This window comes from Acidipila rosea (genome assembly GCF_004339725.1).
In the GTDB taxonomy this organism is placed as follows: Bacteria; Acidobacteriota; Terriglobia; order Terriglobales; family Acidobacteriaceae; genus Acidipila; species Acidipila rosea.
Map to the genome: position 1 here is coordinate 807,899 of NZ_SMGK01000002.1, position 19,344 is coordinate 827,242.

The window sequence follows — 19,344 nt, forward strand, 5'->3', positions numbered from 1 at the left end:
GTCCTTACGTTAGATGTTGCTGCCTCTCCGTGGTATGCACATTACGCCAATATCCCTGCAGATCACGCCATTCCTATCCCTGCTTCCCTTCTTGCTCTACCATGCTCCCATGCGTTCGCTCCTTGCTCTGCTCCTTCTGTTCACGGGCTGCCCCTTGCTCGCTCAGCCGGTCAAGCTCCTGCTCTGGCCCCATGGCAATCCCGAGCCATCCACGGTCATCGGCCCTGAGATCGACCCCACCACCGATGCCAACCGCATCGTCTCCGGCAAGGTCACCATTCGCGTCACCAATGTGAGCCACCCCAGCCTCACCGTCTTCGCGCCTCCCGCCGGCAAAAGCACCGGCGCCGCTGCGCTCGTCTTTCCCGGCGGCGCATATCTGCGCCTCTCCTACAACCTCGAGGGCACTGAGGTCTGCGACTGGCTCAACTCCATCGGCATGACCTGCGTCCTCGTCAAATACCGGGTTCCCGAGCAGGGCCACTATCCTGAAAATGTAGAGGACCTTGAAGACGCCCAGCAGGCCATGCGCCTCACCCGCGCACACGCCGCCGCGTGGCACATTGATCCCCATCGCATCGGCGTCATCGGCTTTTCCGCGGGCGCACACCTGGCCGCCGTCCTCAGCACGCATCCTGATTTTCAGGGGCAGCATGTGCCTGCCTCGACCATCGACGCACGCCCCGACTTTCAGATGATCATTTATCCGGGCTGGCTCAGCGGGCCCAACGGCAAGGTGAGTCCATCCCTGCAACCCACGCCGCAGCTCCCGCCCACCTTTCTCCTGCAGGCGGAGGACGACTACACGGCCCACGTCGAAAACTCGCTCATTTACTTCCAGGCCTTGAAAGATGCGAAGATCCCCGCCGAGCTTCACCTCTACACCCTGGGCGGCCACGGCTTCGGCCTGCGCCCGACCAATCTACCCATCTCCCACTGGCCGCAATTAGCTGAGACGTGGCTGCACTCTATCCACATCCTGGGAACCCCAGGCCAGGTAGAACGCCCATAGGAATAAGTCGATAGTCTCTGCGTCTACACGAACTCACACCGATCCCAAATTGAAAACGGTCGCTTGAGGAAAGCTCGACGTTAGAGATACACCGCGGGCCATGGCAATCCAACGCCAAACGCAGCGCTCCGTCGGAGGGCCAAGCATATCGGAGAGGATGGAAGCATCGGCTTTCCAGTACATTGTTCTGGAGGGTTTGCTAACGGATGAACTGTCGAGTCTTTGCAGTACGTGGTCTTGCTTCGCTGATGGGTCTTTGCCTGGTTCTCTCTTGTGCCCGGACCATGGCTCAATCAAACACCGTGGAGGGAGCAACCAGCCAACAAGCTTCCTTGCAGCCCCCAAACGCAACACATACCGCTCCGAAAAATCGCCTGATCGTCCTTACCGACATCGGTGCCGAAGCAGACGACACGGAGAGCACAGTACGGCTGCTGCTGTACTCCGATGTGATCGACATTCAGGGACTAATTGCAACGACCTCGATTTGGAGACCGAGTCCCGAGCCGGAACTGATTCGGGAAGTCATTCAAGCCTACAGCAAGGTCCATGGAAATCTCGTAAAGCACGATCCCGCATTCCCTTCGGCCGATACCCTCCAATCACTGGTGAAGGCGGGATTGGCTGAATACGGCATGCAGGGAGTAGGTGCAGGCAAGGATTCGAAAGGTTCGGAGTGGATCATTCGAACGCTGGAGCAAAACGATGATCGCCCGCTTTGGATCGCTGTCTGGGGTGGACCCAACACACTTGCCCAGGCGCTCTACAAGCTTCGCGCTACAAAAACACCTGCTGAACTGGACCGCCTTATTGCGAAACTGCGGGTCTATACCATCTCCGACCAGGACGATAGTGGCCCGTGGATCAGAAAGAACTTCCCCAAGCTGTTCTATATCGTCACCCCCGGAGGTGATTACAGCGAATCGACATGGCAAGGAATCAACCTCGTTATACCCGGAATCGACAACTCATCCATCAGCAATGAGTGGCTTGCCAAGAATATTCAGCAAGGGCACGGCCCGCTCGGGGCCGCCTATCCCGACGTTGCCTACGGCATGGAGGGAGACACTCCTTCCTGGCTGGGGCTGATTCCGAACGGCCTCAACGACATGGAACATCCCAACTGGGGAAGCTGGGGCGGACGCTACGATCTGTATCAACCATCTGTTCCCATCTCCGATCCGAAAACATTCATCGGCGGCGCTCCTATCCCGCAGGAGACGCATCCCATCTGGACCAACGCCGTTGACAACTACACGCCCCCGGTACACGCAGACTACGGACGAGCGATTCACCAGGGCGACAAGTCGTTCAAGGATTACAAAGTCACGCTGTGGCGGTGGAGAGACGACTTCCAGAATGATTTCGCGGCACGCATGGAGTGGACGACAAAGCCTTATAACGAGGCCAATCATCCTCCTGTCATTGTGATGGATCAGCCCGAGGCAATCACAGTTCAATCCGGGAAGCACTTCGGGCTCAGTGCCCACGCGAGCGACCCTGATGGCGATAGCGTGACCTACTACTGGTTCCAGTATCCCGAGGCCGGAACTTACAAGGGAGCTATCGACATCGGAGCAGAGGATATGCCAGGTATCTATTTGACAGCTCCCAAGGTCTCTAAGCCCGAGACGATTCACTTTATCCTCAGGGTCACTGACAAGGGCACCCCACCGTTATCGCGTTACAAGAGGATAATCGTAACCGTGACGCCGTGATGTAACTGAGCATAGAGTCCCTGGGCGACCCAGGTCTCGATTCTGAGACCTGGGATCATAAGACCTCGCACCAGCTGCGGACGACTCCGCAAACTCTCATCTTCACAAACGCGTCCCCTGCAAAATCCTCAAGCCCCTCACCCACCACGAGCGCGAGCAAACTTCCTCCAGGTCATCACCCCGCCATGCCCCTCGCGCAGAATCGCCCAAGCCACGCCGACCTATCAGGACGACTCGAATTTTTCGGTAAGTGCCTTGGCGCTTTTGCACCCGAGGCCGAACTGCAATTCAACAGAATTAATACTGAAGCCACAACTTGACAATTGACAATCGCGCGCGAATACTCAAGCAAGAACTTCAGTAATGAAGGCCGAACACACAAACAGCAAGCTGCCATTGCACGTTAACCTTTCACTTTGATTGCTATCGGGAGTCGGCTTGTGCTCACAGACACGCGGGATTAGGTATCTCGACCGTTGAGATGGCGCTCCTGGGTACTTCCCGATCGCCGACCATCGGGAGTGAAGTGAAATAGTCAAACGTTTCATGCCAGAAACGTTTGATTTGCCTGCTACTGTGGTTCCATCAATGAACTCTTATGCTTGGATCGAAGTTGGCGCCGAAGTCCGTATCGGATGATAACCTGAAATCCTCCTCCCGCTACTACATTGCACTGGATGGCCTCCGAGCGGTCGCAGTGCTCATGGTCTTCTGTCAGCATTACGGTGCCGCGAAAGCGTGGATCTTTGGTTGGGGATGGACAGGAGTTGATGTCTTCTTCGTGCTTTCTGGCTTTCTTATTACAGGAATTCTTTATGATAGCCAGAACAAGCAGCATCGGTATCGGGACTTCTACGCCCGGCGCACTCTCCGAATATTTCCGCTTTACTACGCTGTATGGTTAGCTATTCTGCTCCTGACGCCTGTGGCCCATTGGCAGTGGAACTGGAGATGGGCTTTATGGCCAGCCTATGTCGGCAACTATGCGCGATTTCTGTTCCTCCACGTCGCCGGCGATTCTTATCAATTTGATCGCATTCTCTTCGGACAAACTGTCGAGCACTGGTTCGGAACTCCCATGCATCTGTGGATTGGCCATTTCTGGTCACTCTGCGTAGAAGAGCAGTTCTATTTGATCTGGCCTTTCATCGTCTATACGGTGCGGAAGCGCGAAGCACTAATCAAGATATGCATTGGCGTCATCATCACCATGCCGCTCTTTCGCTGGCTGCTAACTGTGGTACTGCCATTACCTCTGTTACGGATGGAGCTTTTCTATCGAAGCTTACCTACTCGTCTCGACGCGCTGCTGATCGGCGGGCTAATCGCTTTATTGCTTAGAGGACCTGAGCAAAAGTGGCTAAGCACATGGCGTCATAGGGTTCTAGCTGGAGCCGGTGCAGCATTTGTAATGGCCTATCTAATAAGTGTGAAGCTTTTGAAGCTGCCATTTTACGGGTCCGCTACAAATTGGATCGGCATCGTCGGTTTTACTCTGATCGATGTATTTGCTGCCGCGCTGATTCTTGAATGCATTCATCCGGGTAGTTGGCTAGGTCAGGCGCTCAGCTTCAAACCGTTACGCTTGCTTGGCATTGTGAGCTATGGTTTCTACGTCTACCACGATTTGCTCCATGATTTCTTTGCGCTTTTTGCGATGCGCTTCTTTCCCCGTATGGGATATGCGGGAATAGTAGTTACAGCGCTGATGGGAACAGCGCTGATCTCCACACTCAGCTACAATCTGCTAGAGAAACCAATGTTGAAGTTAAAGGCACGATTCACCAGTCAGGTTCATTTGACTCCTCGCAATTAGAGGACTTTGTTACCTTATGAAGCTGGTTTCCACGGGCTTAGGATCAAACCGGAAGTAACCTCGACTGATGCCTTCAGGCTAAACCACTCATCGACCACGAAAGCACGTAAGTATTGTGGGGCTCTCGCTGAGTAGACGGCAAAGGGAAACTTCGCCGTCTGTGGAGCAGAGGGTGCTCGCCGCCATCGTTAGTGCAACCCTCAAACCCTCATAGTTGTTGAGGGGACGGCTATCATAGAACGATGTCGCTTTTCGCCCACCGGGCTTGATCGTTCGCCCACAGTCAGTTTAATCACCCCGAACTCGTTTTTGGTTCAGTGAGTGTCATCGGCGATCCTGCGCTCGTCGAGAACCCGTGCCATGAGTCCCTGCAAATCATGAAGGGTATACATGCACTCATCAGTGAAACCTCATCTGCAGAGTAGGAGCTGCTCCGCGTGGAGATGACCACTGCGCTGAGGACCTATCTTGAGACAATGTTGCAGTCGTAGACCTCGGCCACGCCCATCGGTTGCAGGAAGTAGCCTCGCATCGCGGAACGGGATAACGCCCTCAGTGTCAATGGACAACATCAGGCCAAAGCACGTATACACACAAGGACGCGCCTCAAAGCATTCGCTGGCAACGAGCCGCCAACCAGCACCTCGCCTGAGGCTGCGCTCGCCAGGCACTCTTTGTGGTGGAATCTCTCGACCGGCTATATGCCTCAGCGAATGCACTAAATCCAGCCAGAGATCTACTAAAAAGGAAGCAGCCGGAAACGGCGGATTGCAACTTGAGTTCCGCCTCGAGATCTTTCCTTGGATGGCAGGAAGATAACCTCGATTTCGTCGAATTGGTGAATCGCTGGATTCGCGGGTATTGGATAACTCAGCACTTCGTTCGTTGGCGGTCGATTCATACTGAACTCAGGCGGCATGCTTGAAAAAACGGGGCGAATCCCGAGATCTTCCGACCGCCCACGTGATGAAGAGGAATCGATCAACTTCACCGCTATCCTGATCGCTCCGGGTCGGTCATCAGCATTCAGAATGGAAAGATCCAGTTCACGGCAGCATCTGGGATCAATCGGTAATGCCAGACGCTGGTGGGCTTCCATAATAATAGGGTGCCAGTCCGCTGAGTGAATATCGATCCTGGTCGAGCTTCCGTGTGCGATGCGAGCCTTCCGTCCCGGCACTTTCGCAGGGGCCTGCAGATACCAATACGCGCCATCAAACGGGATTTCGAGGGGCTTGGACGGTCGTGCTAAGGTAGCAGATTTCGCACGGGGTGGAGGAGCAATTATCCTGACTTTCTGCGGATGTTTCGGCCACAGAATTACGGCTATATAAGAACTGTCGAGACTGTCACCGGTCCCTTGCTTGGTGTGGGTGCTGCCGCTCCTGGGGCCACCTGCCTGCGCAACGACTCGATAATGAAGATTGGGTACCAACAGGAAAACGCCAATCGCACACCCAACCAGAGTGGCCCATACCATTAGAAACATCCACAGCTTGCTTCTACTTTTCGTTCGGTCCGGTGTCTGCGACTCTGCACGGTAACCCCATGCAATCACAGAGAATCCGAAGACAAGAAGGATGGCGCAGATCGTGGGGTGTCGGAAAATCGCAGCCAGTGCGGATCCCTGAGCACAAACGGAAGCCAACATCGCTATCCGCTTGCGGGCTCCTTGCACTTCCGGCAAAGAGCCCGCCTGGAGGATGGGGCGACAATCGCATCCAGGTTGCTCAGGATCGAAATTCGGCACAGGTTCGTCAGAGAGAGAAAGTATGGTTTTGCGTTGCGCCAAGAAAGAGAACATAGACGGACCCTCAACACAGCGGTGGTTCGCCTCACTCGGTTCGCAGAGCGTCGACGGGATGAATCGTTGCCGCGCGGCCCGCAGGGATCAGACAGGCAGCGACCGCGCAGACTGCGAGCAGGAGAGTCACCGCGAACAAGCCGTCGCCCCTCGCTGACTGGTTGTTCATCCATTGCCCGAGAATCCTGCTCAGGGAAAGATCAGTGATCACGCCAACCGCAATTCCAGCTGCAGCGCTTACCACGATGGTGCGTGCCGCCATCCACAGGATGTGGGTTCTGGACGCCCCCAGCGCCATGCGAATGCCGAATTCGGAGGTTCTCTGCTCGACGCTATAGGACACGACGCTGAAGATCCCCACCAAAGCAAGAAGGAGCGCCATGGCAGAAAACGTTCCAAAGAGAATGGAGAAGAGCCGCTGACGGCTCCACTGAGGATCGTGGGCCAGCACAGAATCGAGGCTGGAGGCACCCCTCGAGATTTGCTGATCGGATGCAACGGAGGCCACGGCGCCGCGCAGGGCATGCATATAAGACAGCGGGTTGCCTTTAGTGCGGATATTGAATTGCGCATACGGAGGCAGCATCGTCGTATAGGGCACATACACGGCGGGCAAAACGGGGCGGCCGAGCCCATCATCAGGGATATCGCCAACGACGCCGATGATGGTACGCCAGCCCGCACTGGCAGGTGAATCCGCCACCAGCGGAGCATGCGACACGAGATCGGGGAGACGAATTTGTAGACCAACGGGATTTTCTTGGGGTGCGTAGCGTTCCGCAAACGCATGGTTGACAACGGCAACGCCATCCCCACGCTGGTTTTCCGTTTCATCCCAGATTCGGCCGTTGCGCAAGGGAATCTGGAGAGTGGAATGGAAGTTTTGCCCTACCTCCAGAACACGCGCATCCTGATCCTGCGCAGAACTGCGCCCCAGCATTTCGAATTTCTGCTCGCTCCCGCTATATGGGGGATAAACATCGATGCTGATGCCGACTGAGAGAACACCTGGTACGGAAGCTATTCTCTGCCGTATCTGCTCAAAATAGGCAGTCCGGGAAGTACGGGATTTTGTGGCAACCCCCACGGCCGGGTCGGTGAAGTGCGTCATAATGCCGGCATTGAGAACATGGTGCGGGTTGTAACCCAGGGGAATGTGGGTTACGCGAAGAAAGGAACCGATGGCCATGGCTCCTGTTGCCATGAGCAGCAGAGTGAACGCTGCCTGGGCGCCAATGAGCACGTTCAGTTTGCGGTGACCATGTTGTCCAGGGATACGATGGACGGTAGACTGAATCGCCGAAGCCAGTCCAGGCCGGGAGAGGCTTAAGGCCGGGGCGAGTCCAAACAGAATCCCACAGGTAAGCGCGACTGCGACGGAGAATGCAAGGATCGGCAGATTGATGCGGACCACGGATTCCGCGGGGAAAGAACTGCGTGCCAAGCGCATTGGCAGTTCCGCCAGCCACCAGGACGCGGCGACGCCCAGCGCAGCTCCGGTAAAGGAGATGACCAGCGCTTCGACCATGAGCTGACGAACAATGCGCCACCGGCTGGCCCCGAGTGCCCTGCGCATGGCAAGCTCATGCCTGCGCGCTGCTCCGCGGGCCAGCAGCAGAACGGAGCAGTTCGCGCAGCCTATCAGCAGCACCAGAAGCACGCCAGCCAGCAAGAGGTACAGAGTACGGCCCGTGTGTTGTTGATAGGGGACAACGATAGACTGCAGCTGCAGATGAAACTCTTTCGGAAAATGCTGAGGTGTCTCCCGAGCGAACTGATGGACAATGGCGCCCAGTTCAGCGTCGGATTTTGCCAAGCTGACGCCGCGCCTGATTTTGATCCACGGTATGTAGACCGAATTGGGCTCGAGACTGTGCGGAAGATAGATGTCGCCAACCCCGACGGTGTCGTTGAAAGCAAACGCTCGCGGCATTACACCGATAATTGTGTAATTTCTATGGTTCACCTGGAGCGTACGTCCGATGGCCGCGCGGTCGCCGTGGTAGTGTCGCTCCCAAAAGCGGTAGTTGAGTACAACCTCTGCCTGGCCGCCGCCCTGGGCATCCGAAGGCTGTATGTTCCGCCCCAACAGGGGATGCACACCGAAGAAGGAGCCAGCGTTCTCGGTAAGGTAAACGGCGAACACGTCCTCAGGCAACGCACCACCGGTGATTTCAGCGTTGGCGCCGCTGAATCCAAGCAGGCTCTCGATGCAGTTCGCATTGCTCAGGGTCGTGAATTGAGATCGCGTCATCGCAAACCAGGTAAGAGCCTTCGGATGCTCCTCGTTAACGATTACTGGGTTAACTATCCGGTTGGCGTTTGCATAAGGAAACGGATGCAGGAGCACCGCGTAGATGAGGCTGAACATGGCCGTGGTCGCGCCGATGCCGATGGCCAACGACGAAACCGCAACGGCTGAGAATGCTGGATTGCGTAGAAGGCGGCGCAGGCCGTACCGGAGATCACCTCCAACTTCGTCGAAGAGACGGAGCCCAATTGCGCTCCGGTATATTTCGTTTTGATTGTCGGGCCTGCCAATCTCTGCGCGCGCCAGGCGCCAGGCCACATCTTCCGATAGCCCGCAACGGATCAGGTCTTCTGCCCGAGCCTCTATATGAAACTCAAGCTCAGTCTCGACCTGCTGCCGCACACTCTCCCGGTGAGCAACTGCCTTCCACCAGGTACGAACTCTCGCGAATACGCTCATACTTCACCCGGAGCGACGCTCAAGATATTCGCCACGAGGCCCGCCATATCGTTCCAGCGCTGGCTTTCCGCTTTGAACTGGCGCCGGCCGGCCGCTGTCAGCCGATAGAATCTGGCACGCCGTTTGTTATCTGATTCCCCCCACTCTCCTGTAATCCAACCACGGCTTTCCAGGCGATAGATGGCCGGATAAAAAGAGCCCTGCAGTATCTCCAGGCGGTCTCCGGATATTTGTTGAATGCGAAGCAGAATCCCGTATCCATGCAGCGGCCCAAGGGAGATAGCCTTAAGAATTAGCAGCTCCAATGCGCCCTGCGGAAGATCAACGGAAACAGTCATGTTCTCTCCTAGCCGAAAAAGGAGAGTACGCCGAAGACACCTAGTTGGTCAAGGAGAGGGGCGACGCTCTCACCGGTTACCGATGCGCCATGATCACGCCGGACAAGGTGCAGACACAAGTCCATGCCTGCAGCGGCTTCCAGTCGAGGTGAGCACTCGCCCGTTGTCCACATACAGCACCTCGGCATCCGCCCTCCAGTGCGTGGTTGCGCAAGCCATCGAGGAGACCTGCGCCTGCCCGAACGAAAGCTCTTGTGCATACGGACGCAGTGCGCGCAAAATAGCGATGCCGGGAACAACTACCGTAGCCGTAGCCTTAGGCGATATCGCGGAAAACGCCGCTTCCTTCTCCCCACGTCAACGACAGCGCCGTGAAAAGACGTACGGCATCAGAGCCAGCTATTCATAACGCAGGGCCACCATCGGATCAACCCTTGAGGCTCGCTGAGCCGGAAGAAAACCGGCAAGGATCGCCACTCCGAAAAGCAGCGCGACTGACGCCAGCAAGTCGATAAGATCACTGGCATGCAGACCGTAGAGCATGCTTTCGATCATGTGACGGCCCAGCAGTGTGATCGGAACACCGAGGACAATACCTGCTGAGACAAGCACCAGCGTTTCGCGTAAGACCAGCCAACGAACGTAGGATCGTCCGGCACCCAACGCAATGCGGATACCGATTTCATTTGTTCGTCGGCTGTGTACGACATGAGGCTGTAAATCCCTATACAGGATAAGAACGCGGCAAGGATACCGAAGAACCCGGAGATTTGAGCAACGAGACGTTGGTTGGTCATTGTGCGTGCCACCTGTTCATCCAGCGTTGTAACGTTCATGATTGGCAGGTTGCGGTTCACCGAATGGATCGCCTGCTGTACTGCGTGCGAGACGGCGCTAAAATCGCCGCTGTAGCGCACCTCAAAGTCACCAAAACTCCAAGGGCGTTGCCGGTATGACAGGTAGTTGATGTTTTTTGTGTTTTCCCGAAGGTCGGAGAACTTCACGTCCTTCACAATTCCGATCACTTGGTAGTCGACCTGCTGATTGTTATCTGGGATCTTGAAATGACTGCCTATGGGGTTACCGGGAGGAAACAATGTCTTCGCGATATGCTCGCTGATCACGGCAACATGCTGGGATGTCGCCGTGTCGCCCTCGTTGAATGTTCTGCCCGCAAGCAGTGGAATCTTCATCGTGGCAAAATACCTGTCCCCCACAACATTCTGATGGACGCCGTTGTTTTCATTGCCCGGCATGCCGGGGACAAGCATAGCTTCGCTCCAGCTCCCCTCGCGGAAGGTGAACGCCGAAAAGCTCGCTGCCTTGACACCAGGGAGCGCATTCACACGCGCTTCGATCTGCTGAAACATGGCATTCAGGCGAGGATCATCGTCCTTCATTCCCGTGAACTGCGCGTCCACATTAAGACGAAGCACTCCCTCGCGGTTGAAGCCTGGATCGATGTTGTTCAAGTTCACCAGGGTGCGCAGAAAGAGTTGCGCGCCGACCATCAGCACCAGCGACAATGAGACTTGAGCGATAACCAGAGCTTTGGCAAGTGAATTCCTGGCGCTGGTAGCGCTCGGGCCGCGACCATCTTTCAGAGAATCGCTCAAATGAAGCCGCGTCGCGCGAAATGCGGGTACCGTTCCAAAAAGCAGCGCCGTCGCCAAGGTTACAACCAACGTAAATCCAAGCACGCGCAAATCGAGGCCTGCGCTCACAGGGATTGTTTCAGAGCCACCGGAAACCATGCGCAACAGAAAACGGATCGCGACTGCGCCCAGGCCAATGCCAATCGCTCCTCCGCCAAGCGCCAGAACCAGACTTTCTGTCAGCAGTTGTCGAATCAGCCGCGATCGCCGCGCTCCCAGCGCCTGCCGCACTGCCAGCTCGCGCGCGCGTGCTGTCGATCGCGCCAGCAACAGGTTGCCGATATTGGCGCAGGCAATCAGCAGCACCAGTACGACGACTCCCATCAGAATTTGCAGTGGTTCAGAAAACTCGTGGCGTATTGAAGAGAGCCCGTTGGCCATCGGAGTCAACGAAACGTGAGCCCTGTTCAGCTTGTAGAGATTCTTCTGGTTCAGATCTGCGTCAGAGAAACCCTTTGTGATCTGTTGAAGCAACAGGTTCACATTGGATGTTGCCGTCAGCATGGAAACGCCTGGCTTGAGCCGCCCGATAATGTTTAGACACTGTGTGAAATTCTTGGAATAGAAATCCCAGCCGGGCGGCACGTATTTCGTCATGCTCGTGGGCACCCAGATGTCCGGCAACTCCCCAACCTTCGTACCAAAGAACTCATGCGGCGCCACGCCCACGATATGGAAGACTGCCGAACCAAGTTTCACTTCGCGTCCGACAATATCGGGATCGCGGTTGAATGCGCGCTCCCAGAAGCTCTGGCTGATCACTGCGACAGGGTGCGTTCCTTCTGCGCTGTCATCCTCCTCGTTCAGCATGCGGCCCATGTCTGCATGCACACCCAGCATCGGAAAATATGTGCCGGAGACCAGCGCCACGTGCATGATCTCCGAATCGGTACTCACCTGATCCGTCTTACTCACTACAAAGCCGTGCACGCTGTCCGTCATACTGAAAATCGCTGCAACGTCAGTGAATACTTGGTTCCGCTTCTGCAACTCGCGATAGAACGGATAGGAGTACAGGTCGGTATTTACGATGTTGTTGCCGATTCCATCGTCGCTTCCTGTGCCCAGGAGCACCAGCTGCCCCGGATCCTTCACCGGGAGCGACCGAAGCAGCACCGCGTCGAGAAGGCTGAAGATCGCGGCATTCGCACCGATCCCGAGAGCCAGCGAAATCACAGCGACGAACGTGAGAGCGCGGCTGCGCAGCAACGCCCGCGCACCATAGGCGACATCCTGCGTGAAGTCACTGATTATCTCTGACATCCACTCCATATGGCTCTTCTCCTTGATGCGAGTTGCGTTCCCTAATCGGAGGCGGGCGGCACGACGTGCGTCCACCGCAGTCAGGCCTCTGTCGATCAGCTGCTGTTCGCGGAGTTCGACATGAAGTCGAATTTCCTCTTCGAGGTCGCTGTCCAACTGGCCACGGTGCCTTAACATGCGGAGTCGTCGAATCAGTTCGCCGATAAACTCCATCACCCACCTCACGCCGTCTGAACTACTCGGGCAATTGCCCCCATGACACGTTCGAACTGGGAGATTTCAGCCTGCAGTTGCTTGCGGCCTGACGGCGTCAAAGTGTAGTAGCGAGCCCTGCGGTTGCCTGCAGTGACTCCCCATTCGGCCGTGACCCAGCCCTTTACAAGCATGCGTTGCAGTGCCGGGTAGAGCGATCCCTCTTCAACCTGCAGGACATCGTCGGAAGCTCTCTGAATGCCCTCCGCAATCTCGTAGCCGTGCAATCTTCCATTCACCGCAACGGTTTTCAAAATCAGAAGATAGAGAGTCCCGGGGGGGATCTCGTCGCGTTCTGTCTTAGAGCTTTTCCCTACCCTGATGAGTGCTGTCATCGCGCCTTCCTCAAAAAAGCCATACTGGCATAGATAAACTATGCCAGTATCCGCAGATAGCATTTAGCTGTCAAGCAAAACGTCACCCAACGGAACCATTCACCCCCACGCTGCGTACTCACCTCTGTCGCGCCCACGCGCCATGGAGATCCATTTATGCAGATCAGCCCCCGAGGCCTCACACTCGCAGCCCTGCTGCTGAGCGCCGCCACAGCTTTCGCCGCTGAAAGCAAATTCGACAAGACCCTCAACGTCTCCGGCCCCGTCATCCTCAGCGTCAGCACTGGCTCCGGCTACATCCACGTCACTCCCGGCTCTGACTCGCAGGTCCACATCATCGGCCATGTCCACGCCGGCGCCGGCCTCTTCAGCGGAGGCTCCGCCGAGGATCGCGTCAAGCAGGTCGTCGACAATCCACCCATCGAGCAGTCCGGCAACACCATCACCGTCGGCAAGCATTCCAACTGGATCAGGAACGTCTCCATCGACTACGAAGTCACCGCCCCCAAGGGCACATCGCTCACCGCCGCCAGCGGCTCCGGCGATCTTGAGATCTCCGGCCTCCAGGCCCCGCTCAGCGCCAGCACCGGGTCCGGCAACATCCACGCCGGCAACGTAACCCGGCAGGCCAACCTCAACACCGGCTCCGGCGACATCAACGCTCAGTTCGAGGGCAGCGTCAACGTCAAGGCGGAAACCGGCAGCGGCTCCCTGCGGCTCCACAACGTCACCGGCTCGCTCACCGCCGAGACCGGCTCCGGCGACCTTGAGGTCAGCGGCGGCCCCAGTGCGCCGTGGAAGCTTGAAACCGGCAGCGGCTCCGTCCTGCTCACCACCGGCAGCGCCGCTTACACCCTCGACGCCAGCACCGGCTCCGGCAGCGTTCACAGCGACCCGCCCATCACCACCCATGGCAGCCTTGAGCGCCATCACCTCATTGGAGACGTCAACGGCGGCGGCCCCCGCGTCCGCGTCGAGACCGGCTCCGGCGACATCCGCATCCGCTAGCGCTGTCCTATCTCTGTGCGCCGGGCACGAAGTGCGCCACGCATCCCGTGCCCGGCGCACTTCACCGCTGACAATTTTTCCAAATTCTCTGTCCACTGGAACCGCGGTGCGTTAGAGTGGGTGAAACCCATGAACGCTACTTCCGCTTTCGAAAAGCCTCAGCGTCTCCTCTCGCTCGACGTGCTCCGCGGCATCACTATCGCCTTCATGATCCTCGTCAACGACAACGGCGACGAGCGTCACGCCTACTGGGTCCTCAAGCACGCCGCCTGGAACGGCTGGACCCCGACCGATCTCGTCTTCCCGACCTTCCTCTTCGTCGTCGGCATCTCGCTCGTCTTCTCCACTGACTCGCGCCTCGCCCGGGGAGCCCAGCGCTCGACCCTGTTCTTCCATGCCCTGCGCCGCGCCGTCATCCTCTTTCTCCTAGGCCTGGTCGTCAACGGCTCGCCCTTCTTTCACCTGGGCACCCTCCGTATCTATGGCGTCCTGCAGCGCATCGCTATCTGCTATTTCATCGCCAGCGCGCTTTACCTGATTGACCGCGGCGCCAAAAGCAAGATCGTCATCGCCGCCGCCGCCCTCATCGGCTACTGGGTCATCATGCGTTACATCCCGGTCCCGGGCTACGGAACACCGACCGTCAACATCCCGCTTCTCAGTCACGATGCCAACTGGGTTGCTTACATCGACCGCCACATCTTCCCCGGTCGCCTCTACGAGGGCACCCGCGACCCCGAGGGTCTCCTCAGCGATCTGCCCGCCGTCGCTACCACCCTCATCGGCGTCCTCACCGCGCTCTGGCTGCGCACCGCTCGCCCGCTTGTTACGAAGTTCCGCGGTCTGCTCATCGCCGCACTCGTCCTGCTCACCTGCGGCCGCATCTGGAACATCTGGTTCCCCATCAACAAGAAGCTCTGGACCAGCTCCTACGTCCTCTGGGCCGCCGGCTGCAGTCTCCTCGGCCTCGCCCTCTGCTACTGGGCCGTTGAGATCCGTCAGTGGAAGCGCGGCTGGACCTTCCCCTGGCTCGTCTTCGGCTCCAACGCCATCACCGCGTATGTTTTCTCTGAGGTGCTCGCCTCGATCATCGGCAGCGTGCGCATCCACGGCCAGAGCCTCAGCCGCACCTTCTACTCGCACACCTTCGCCCACATCCCCGATCCGGCCTTCGGCTCCCTGCTCTATTCGCTCACTTACGTTGCCGTCTGCTTCATCCCGGTGCTTATCCTCTACCGCCGCAAGATCTTCATCAAGGTATAATTTGATCGCATTATTAGGTACTGGATCTTCTGTGAGATTGGATGAAGATGAGTTAGGAACTCGCATAAGTGAAGCACGTTCAGGGCTGGTACAGAGTGAGAGGCTGGGTCGACTATCGTCAGGCTGAACTAGGCTATACTTCGCGTGCACTGGAGTAAGTCCGATTTGGAGGGAGCTGGGGAATGCTACTATCCCAATGCATTTTTATCGCGGTTGGCATTCTCTTGATAGTGCTATCAGCGCCCTTGATTCTTAGGAAAGTGCCAAGAAATGATTTATACGGTCTGCGAATACCGAAGACAATGCAGGGTTCGGAACAGGAATGGTATGAGGCGAATCACAACGCAGGCGTGGGTATCTGCATTGTAGGAGCACTTACGGTACTCAGCGCCCTCATCATTCTTTTTCGGTCACACTCGGTATTTTTAGGCGTCATCATCTCCACTACCGTTTTGCTGTGCTTTTTGTTGGCTGAGGTGTATCGATCACACAGACGACACAAAAAAGATTGAGGCGGGTGCTTCTCTACAGATAAGTTGTCATGCTCCCGCGCTTCTGACCTCCACAATCCGCATCCTTTCATTGCGGGTCCGCTATCCCCACCTGCTTTCGTGGCATCACAGTATTCGCTGTTCCCACGAAAGCAGGTACTTCATGAAACCAGCCACCATCGTCGGCATCCTCCTCATCGTCCTCGGCATCATCGGCTTCGCCGTGGGCGGCATCAGCTTCACTCACCAAAAGAAAGACATCGACATGGGCCCGCTGCAGGTCTCACATAAGGAGAGCACGACCCTCCCCATCTCCCCCATCCTCAGCACCATCTCGCTCGTTGCAGGCATCGGCCTCGTCGTCGTAGGAGCGCGCAGCAGGTAGCCATCTCTCAATCCGTCTCCGGGACCACCCCCACGCCGTCCGCCCAAGTGCTGGAGCCGCCAGTCCTCAGGCGGCTCTGCCCCCATTGGACGCTGTTAGGACTGCGATCCAGCCGACTTGCCACACCTGCCTCAATTCAGCTGATAAACGACGCCCGGAGCACTATGATGGCGTCATGGAAATCGCTGACGCACAGAGAGATGTTCGCGAAACATTTATGGGCGGCTTCGCTGGCCAGCTCGTATCGGCCGTCCTATGGTGCGGCTCAGCGGCCATAGGTACATGGCACTCACTCCGACTTGCACAGCTGGTTCTCGTCCTGGGTGGGTTCTTTATCTTTCCTTTCACCCAACTCCTGCTCCGCAGCATGGGTCATCCTTACAGCTTGCCAAAGGGGCATCCCATGAACGCACTCGGTATCCAGGTCGCGTTCACTCTGCCGCTGACCCTGCCGCTGGTGATCGGCATTGCAGCACTTCATCCCGCATGGTTTTATCCGGCGTTCATGATTGCCTTAGGTGCTCACTATCTGCCGTTCATCTTCATGTATGGCATGTGGCAGTTTGGTGTCCTCTCCGCAACGCTGATCGCCAGCGGCATCGCAATCGTGTACGTGCCCACCCCGGTCACCCTTGGCGCATGGTTAACCGCGTCTCTCCTCTTCATCTTTGCGTTCATCGGCCGCCGCGCAGCGCGTCCGGAGAGCCCGGCGTCCTGAGCCCCCAGCCGAGCCGGAATCGCACCGCGAAAGCCTGAAAAACTGCCTTTGCCTCAGCGCAAGCACCTCTTCTCATGGCGAGGGGGATTTCGAGGACAAGGGCGAGAAGCTGGCGATCAGGAGGTGTGCTTCCGAACGCGCTCAAGCCGCCGCGACACAACAGCGCGCCTGCGATCCTGTAGATTTGCTGAACTTTATCAATATGCTTCGATGAACGACCATCCCCGCCGCTCGAAATCCCAACCGGAAACTGCTAGCCTTGAAGTATGAAATTTGGAGTCCTGGTCTTCCCGGGTTCGAACTGCGATCACGACACTTTCAACGTAGTCGCTGAGATCGCCCACCAGCCGGTCACCTTCCTCTGGCACGACTCGCCGTCGCTTGAGAACTGCGACGCTATCCTCGTCCCCGGCGGTTTCGCTTACGGAGACTATCTCCGTACCGGCGCGCTCGCCCGCTTTTCTCCCGTCATGCAGTCTGTCAGGAAGTTCGCCGATGACGGCGGCCTCGTCCTGGGCATCTGCAACGGCTTCCAGATTCTCTGCGAGGCAGGCCTGCTCCCCGGCGCGCTTATGCGCAACGCCGGCCTCAAGTACATCTGCAAGCAGGTCCACATCCGCACTGAGACGGCCGACTCGCCCTTCACCAGCACCCTCCGCAAGGGTCAGGTCCTGCAGGTGCCCATCGGACACATGGACGGCAACTACTTCTGCGACCAGTCCACCCTCGACACCCTCCAGCGCAACGACCGCGTCGCCTTTCGCTACTCCACTCCCACCGGGGAAATTACCCCCGAAGCCAATCCCAATGGATCTCTTTCCAACATTGCCGGCATCCTCAACGAGGGCCGCAACGTCTTAGGGATGATGCCGCACCCTGACCGCTCTAGCGAACGTATCCTGGGATCTGCCGATGGCTTCGCCATCTTCGCCTCCATGGTTGCAGCGCTGACGGGTGCAGCGGGACGATGATCGATATCCATCACCATCTGCTCTTCGGACTGGACGACGGCTCGCCGGATGTGGAAACCTCCGTGGCCATGCTTGATGCTGCGGCCGACGATGGCATCACTCACATCGTCTGCACGCCCCACTCCAACGACCGCTACCAGTTCGACCCTGAGGTCAATCAGCAGAAGCTCGACATCCTCCGTCAGGCCAGCGGTGACCGCGTCACCCTCGGCCTCGGCTGCGACTTCCACCTCTCCTACGACAACATTCAGGACGCGCTCAAAAATCCCACCCGCTACACCATCAACCAGAAAAATTATCTGCTGGTCGAGTTCGCCGACCTCATGATCCCGCCCACCACCACCGAGACCTTTTACGAGCTCTCCCTGGCCGGCATGCGCCCCATCATCACCCACCCCGAGCGCAACCCGCTCCTCCAGCGCAAGCCCGAACGCCTCATCGACTGGCTCCGCGGCGGAGCCCTCATTCAGGTCACAGCCGCCTCGCTCAACGGCCGTTTCGGCAAGGTAGCGCAGTCCATGGCGCAGACCCTCCTCGCTCAGAACTGGGTCCACTTCATCGCCACGGACGCCCACAACCTCACCTCGCGGCCGCCCATCATGAGCGAGGCCTACCAGTGGATCGAGAAGCGCCACGGCAGGGAAACCGCCGAGCGCCTCTGCGTCTCCAACCCCCGCGCCGTCTTCTACGGTGAGGCGTGGCCCCTGCAACCGGAGCCCGAAGGAGTGAATGTTCCACTTGAGGTTCCCAAACCTAAAGGCTTGCTCGCCCGCCTCTTTTCAAGCTAGGGCTGAAGCTCAAAGCCCCAACCCGCCATCCACGCTCAGGATCTGCCCCGTGATGAAGTGCGGCCCTTCCATAAAGAACATCACCGCCGCCGCCACATCCGCGGGCGTCCCATTGCGTTTCATCGGCGTCTTCGCCGCGAAGTGTTCATAGTCCGCTGAGACTTCGCCGTTCACGATCATCCCCGGAGCCACGCAGTTCACGCTGATCTCTGGCGCAAACGCCTTCGACATCGTCTGCGTCAGCATGTGCAGCGCCGCCTTTGACGTGCAGTAGTGCCCATGCGTCGGCCACGGGTGCAGCCCGCCCAGCGAGCCGATATTCACGATCCGCCCCTTCGCCGCCTTCAGATGCGCGTGCGCCGCCTTCGCCATCAGGAAAGGTCCCCGCGTGTTGGTCTCGAACATCGCATCCCACTGCCCCACGCTGATCTGGTCCAGCGACGCCGTTTCAAACCTCCCAGCGTTATTCACCAGCAGGTCCAGCCCACCCATCGCCGCGACCGCGTTCTGCACCGCCGCTTCCACCTGCTCCGGATTCCGGACATCGCACCGCTCCGCCGCCGCCCGCACGCCCAGCGCCTTCAGCTCCGCCACCGTGGCCACCGCATCCGCCTCGGAGTCGCGATAGGTAATCACCACATCCGCTCCGGCCTTCGCCAGCGCCAGCGCCAGGCTCCGTCCAATCCGCCTCGCCGCGCCCGTCACCAGTGCGGTTTTTCCCTGTAGACTCTTCATAGCAGGATTCTAAAGCGCTCCGAGGCAACCCTGCAGTCTGCCCGCGCAACCGCGTCCTGCCATTCGCCATCACACCGACAGA

General features: G+C 57.8%; 17 protein-coding genes. 10 read left to right on the forward strand and 7 right to left on the reverse strand.

What is annotated here, in order from left to right; genetic code table 11:
- The first annotated feature begins 13 nt into the window (after positions 1-13).
- The 3 genes from C7378_RS08475 (at position 14) to C7378_RS08485 (ending at position 4,546) form a co-directional block, all read left to right on the forward strand.
- Positions 14-1,012, forward strand: a complete 999-nt coding sequence (locus tag C7378_RS08475; RefSeq protein ID WP_243648144.1) for an alpha/beta hydrolase — start codon at positions 14-16, stop codon at positions 1,010-1,012.
- Positions 1,013-1,296: 284 nt separating this feature from the next.
- Positions 1,297-2,730, forward strand: coding sequence for a DUF1593 domain-containing protein (locus C7378_RS08480; RefSeq protein ID WP_243648145.1), 1,434 nt, complete (start codon positions 1,297-1,299; stop codon positions 2,728-2,730).
- A gap of 598 nt (positions 2,731-3,328) precedes the next feature.
- Positions 3,329-4,546: an acyltransferase family protein gene (locus C7378_RS08485; RefSeq protein WP_131994663.1), complete on the forward strand. Its 1,218-nt coding sequence runs from the start codon at positions 3,329-3,331 to the stop codon at positions 4,544-4,546.
- Positions 4,547-5,285: 739 nt separating this feature from the next.
- Here C7378_RS08485 and C7378_RS08490 read toward each other — a convergent pair.
- The 6 genes from C7378_RS08490 to C7378_RS08515 all read right to left on the reverse strand — a co-directional run bounded on the left by C7378_RS08490 (position 5,286) and on the right by C7378_RS08515 (position 12,903).
- Positions 5,286-6,350: a hypothetical protein gene (locus C7378_RS08490; RefSeq protein ID WP_131994666.1), complete on the reverse strand. Its 1,065-nt coding sequence runs from the start codon at positions 6,348-6,350 to the stop codon at positions 5,286-5,288.
- A 31-nt stretch (positions 6,351-6,381) separates the two neighbouring features.
- On the reverse strand, positions 6,382-9,060 hold the full coding sequence (locus C7378_RS08495) for an ADOP family duplicated permease (RefSeq protein WP_131994669.1): 2,679 nt from the start codon (positions 9,058-9,060) through the stop codon (positions 6,382-6,384).
- A complete protein-coding gene (locus C7378_RS08500) occupies positions 9,057-9,398 on the reverse strand; it encodes a PadR family transcriptional regulator (RefSeq protein WP_131994672.1) in 342 nt (113 codons plus the stop codon). The genes C7378_RS08495 and C7378_RS08500 overlap by 4 nt, the downstream gene beginning before the upstream one ends.
- Before the next feature lie 399 nt (positions 9,399-9,797).
- Entirely contained in the window at positions 9,798-10,061 is a 264-nt protein-coding gene (locus tag C7378_RS17955) for an FtsX-like permease family protein (RefSeq protein ID WP_243648146.1), read from the reverse strand.
- Complete coding sequence (locus tag C7378_RS08510) at positions 9,950-12,529, reverse strand: ABC transporter permease (RefSeq protein ID WP_243648147.1); 2,580 nt, start codon at positions 12,527-12,529, stop codon at positions 9,950-9,952. Before C7378_RS08510 ends, C7378_RS17955 begins: the two co-directional genes overlap by 112 nt.
- Positions 12,530-12,537: 8 nt before the next feature.
- Positions 12,538-12,903: a PadR family transcriptional regulator gene (locus C7378_RS08515; protein ID WP_131994675.1), complete on the reverse strand. Its 366-nt coding sequence runs from the start codon at positions 12,901-12,903 to the stop codon at positions 12,538-12,540.
- A gap of 156 nt (positions 12,904-13,059) precedes the next feature.
- Between C7378_RS08515 and C7378_RS08520 the strand changes: the two genes are divergently transcribed.
- From C7378_RS08520 to C7378_RS08550, 7 genes are all read left to right on the forward strand, one after another.
- A complete protein-coding gene (locus C7378_RS08520; RefSeq protein ID WP_131994678.1) occupies positions 13,060-13,911 on the forward strand; it encodes a DUF4097 family beta strand repeat-containing protein in 852 nt (283 codons plus the stop codon).
- 129 nt (positions 13,912-14,040) lie between these two features.
- Entirely contained in the window at positions 14,041-15,174 is a 1,134-nt protein-coding gene (locus tag C7378_RS08525; RefSeq protein ID WP_131994681.1) for an acyltransferase family protein, read from the forward strand.
- Positions 15,175-15,356: 182 nt separating this feature from the next.
- Positions 15,357-15,686, forward strand: a complete 330-nt coding sequence (locus C7378_RS18195) for an SdpI family protein (RefSeq protein WP_131994684.1) — start codon at positions 15,357-15,359, stop codon at positions 15,684-15,686.
- 142 nt (positions 15,687-15,828) lie between these two features.
- The gene (locus tag C7378_RS08535) at positions 15,829-16,050 is read left to right on the forward strand and encodes a DUF3185 domain-containing protein (protein WP_131994687.1); all 222 of its coding nucleotides are present in this window, start codon (positions 15,829-15,831) and stop codon (positions 16,048-16,050) included.
- 175 nt (positions 16,051-16,225) lie between these two features.
- A complete protein-coding gene (locus tag C7378_RS08540; protein ID WP_131994690.1) occupies positions 16,226-16,768 on the forward strand; it encodes a DUF7010 family protein in 543 nt (180 codons plus the stop codon).
- A gap of 266 nt (positions 16,769-17,034) precedes the next feature.
- Positions 17,035-17,739 carry a phosphoribosylformylglycinamidine synthase subunit PurQ gene (purQ, locus tag C7378_RS08545; RefSeq protein WP_131994693.1) on the forward strand — a complete coding sequence of 235 codons (705 nt, stop codon included), beginning with the start codon at positions 17,035-17,037 and terminating at the stop codon, positions 17,737-17,739.
- Positions 17,736-18,527, forward strand: a complete 792-nt coding sequence (locus C7378_RS08550) for a tyrosine-protein phosphatase (protein ID WP_131994696.1) — start codon at positions 17,736-17,738, stop codon at positions 18,525-18,527. The genes purQ and C7378_RS08550 overlap by 4 nt, the downstream gene beginning before the upstream one ends.
- Positions 18,528-18,536: 9 nt before the next feature.
- Here C7378_RS08550 and C7378_RS08555 read toward each other — a convergent pair whose 3' ends face one another.
- A complete protein-coding gene (locus C7378_RS08555) occupies positions 18,537-19,262 on the reverse strand; it encodes an SDR family NAD(P)-dependent oxidoreductase (RefSeq protein ID WP_131994699.1) in 726 nt (241 codons plus the stop codon).
- Between the last annotated feature and the right edge of the window lie 82 nt (positions 19,263-19,344).

Bases quoted from the DNA above. Each gene is read 5' to 3' on its own strand.
- C7378_RS08520 (WP_131994678.1), top strand. From the start codon at position 13,060: ATGCAGATCAGCCCCCGAGGCCTCACACTCGCAGCCCTGCTGCTGAGC.
- C7378_RS08485 (WP_131994663.1), top strand. From the start codon at position 3,329: ATGCTTGGATCGAAGTTGGCGCCGAAGTCCGTATCGGATGATAACCTG.
- C7378_RS08475 (WP_243648144.1), top strand. From the start codon at position 14: ATGTTGCTGCCTCTCCGTGGTATGCACATTACGCCAATATCCCTGCAG.
- C7378_RS08550 (WP_131994696.1), top strand. From the start codon at position 17,736: ATGATCGATATCCATCACCATCTGCTCTTCGGACTGGACGACGGCTCG.
- C7378_RS08500 (WP_131994672.1), bottom strand. From the start codon at position 9,398: ATGACTGTTTCCGTTGATCTTCCGCAGGGCGCATTGGAGCTGCTAATT.
- C7378_RS08495 (WP_131994669.1), bottom strand. From the start codon at position 9,060: ATGAGCGTATTCGCGAGAGTTCGTACCTGGTGGAAGGCAGTTGCTCAC.
- C7378_RS08515 (WP_131994675.1), bottom strand. From the start codon at position 12,903: ATGACAGCACTCATCAGGGTAGGGAAAAGCTCTAAGACAGAACGCGAC.
- C7378_RS08490 (WP_131994666.1), bottom strand. From the start codon at position 6,350: ATGTTCTCTTTCTTGGCGCAACGCAAAACCATACTTTCTCTCTCTGAC.
- C7378_RS08535 (WP_131994687.1), top strand. From the start codon at position 15,829: ATGAAACCAGCCACCATCGTCGGCATCCTCCTCATCGTCCTCGGCATC.
- C7378_RS08480 (WP_243648145.1), top strand. From the start codon at position 1,297: ATGGCTCAATCAAACACCGTGGAGGGAGCAACCAGCCAACAAGCTTCC.
- C7378_RS18195 (WP_131994684.1), top strand. From the start codon at position 15,357: ATGCTACTATCCCAATGCATTTTTATCGCGGTTGGCATTCTCTTGATA.
- C7378_RS08525 (WP_131994681.1), top strand. From the start codon at position 14,041: ATGAACGCTACTTCCGCTTTCGAAAAGCCTCAGCGTCTCCTCTCGCTC.
- C7378_RS08555 (WP_131994699.1), bottom strand. From the start codon at position 19,262: ATGAAGAGTCTACAGGGAAAAACCGCACTGGTGACGGGCGCGGCGAGG.
- C7378_RS08540 (WP_131994690.1), top strand. From the start codon at position 16,226: ATGGAAATCGCTGACGCACAGAGAGATGTTCGCGAAACATTTATGGGC.
- C7378_RS08510 (WP_243648147.1), bottom strand. From the start codon at position 12,529: ATGGAGTTTATCGGCGAACTGATTCGACGACTCCGCATGTTAAGGCAC.
- purQ (WP_131994693.1), top strand. From the start codon at position 17,035: ATGAAATTTGGAGTCCTGGTCTTCCCGGGTTCGAACTGCGATCACGAC.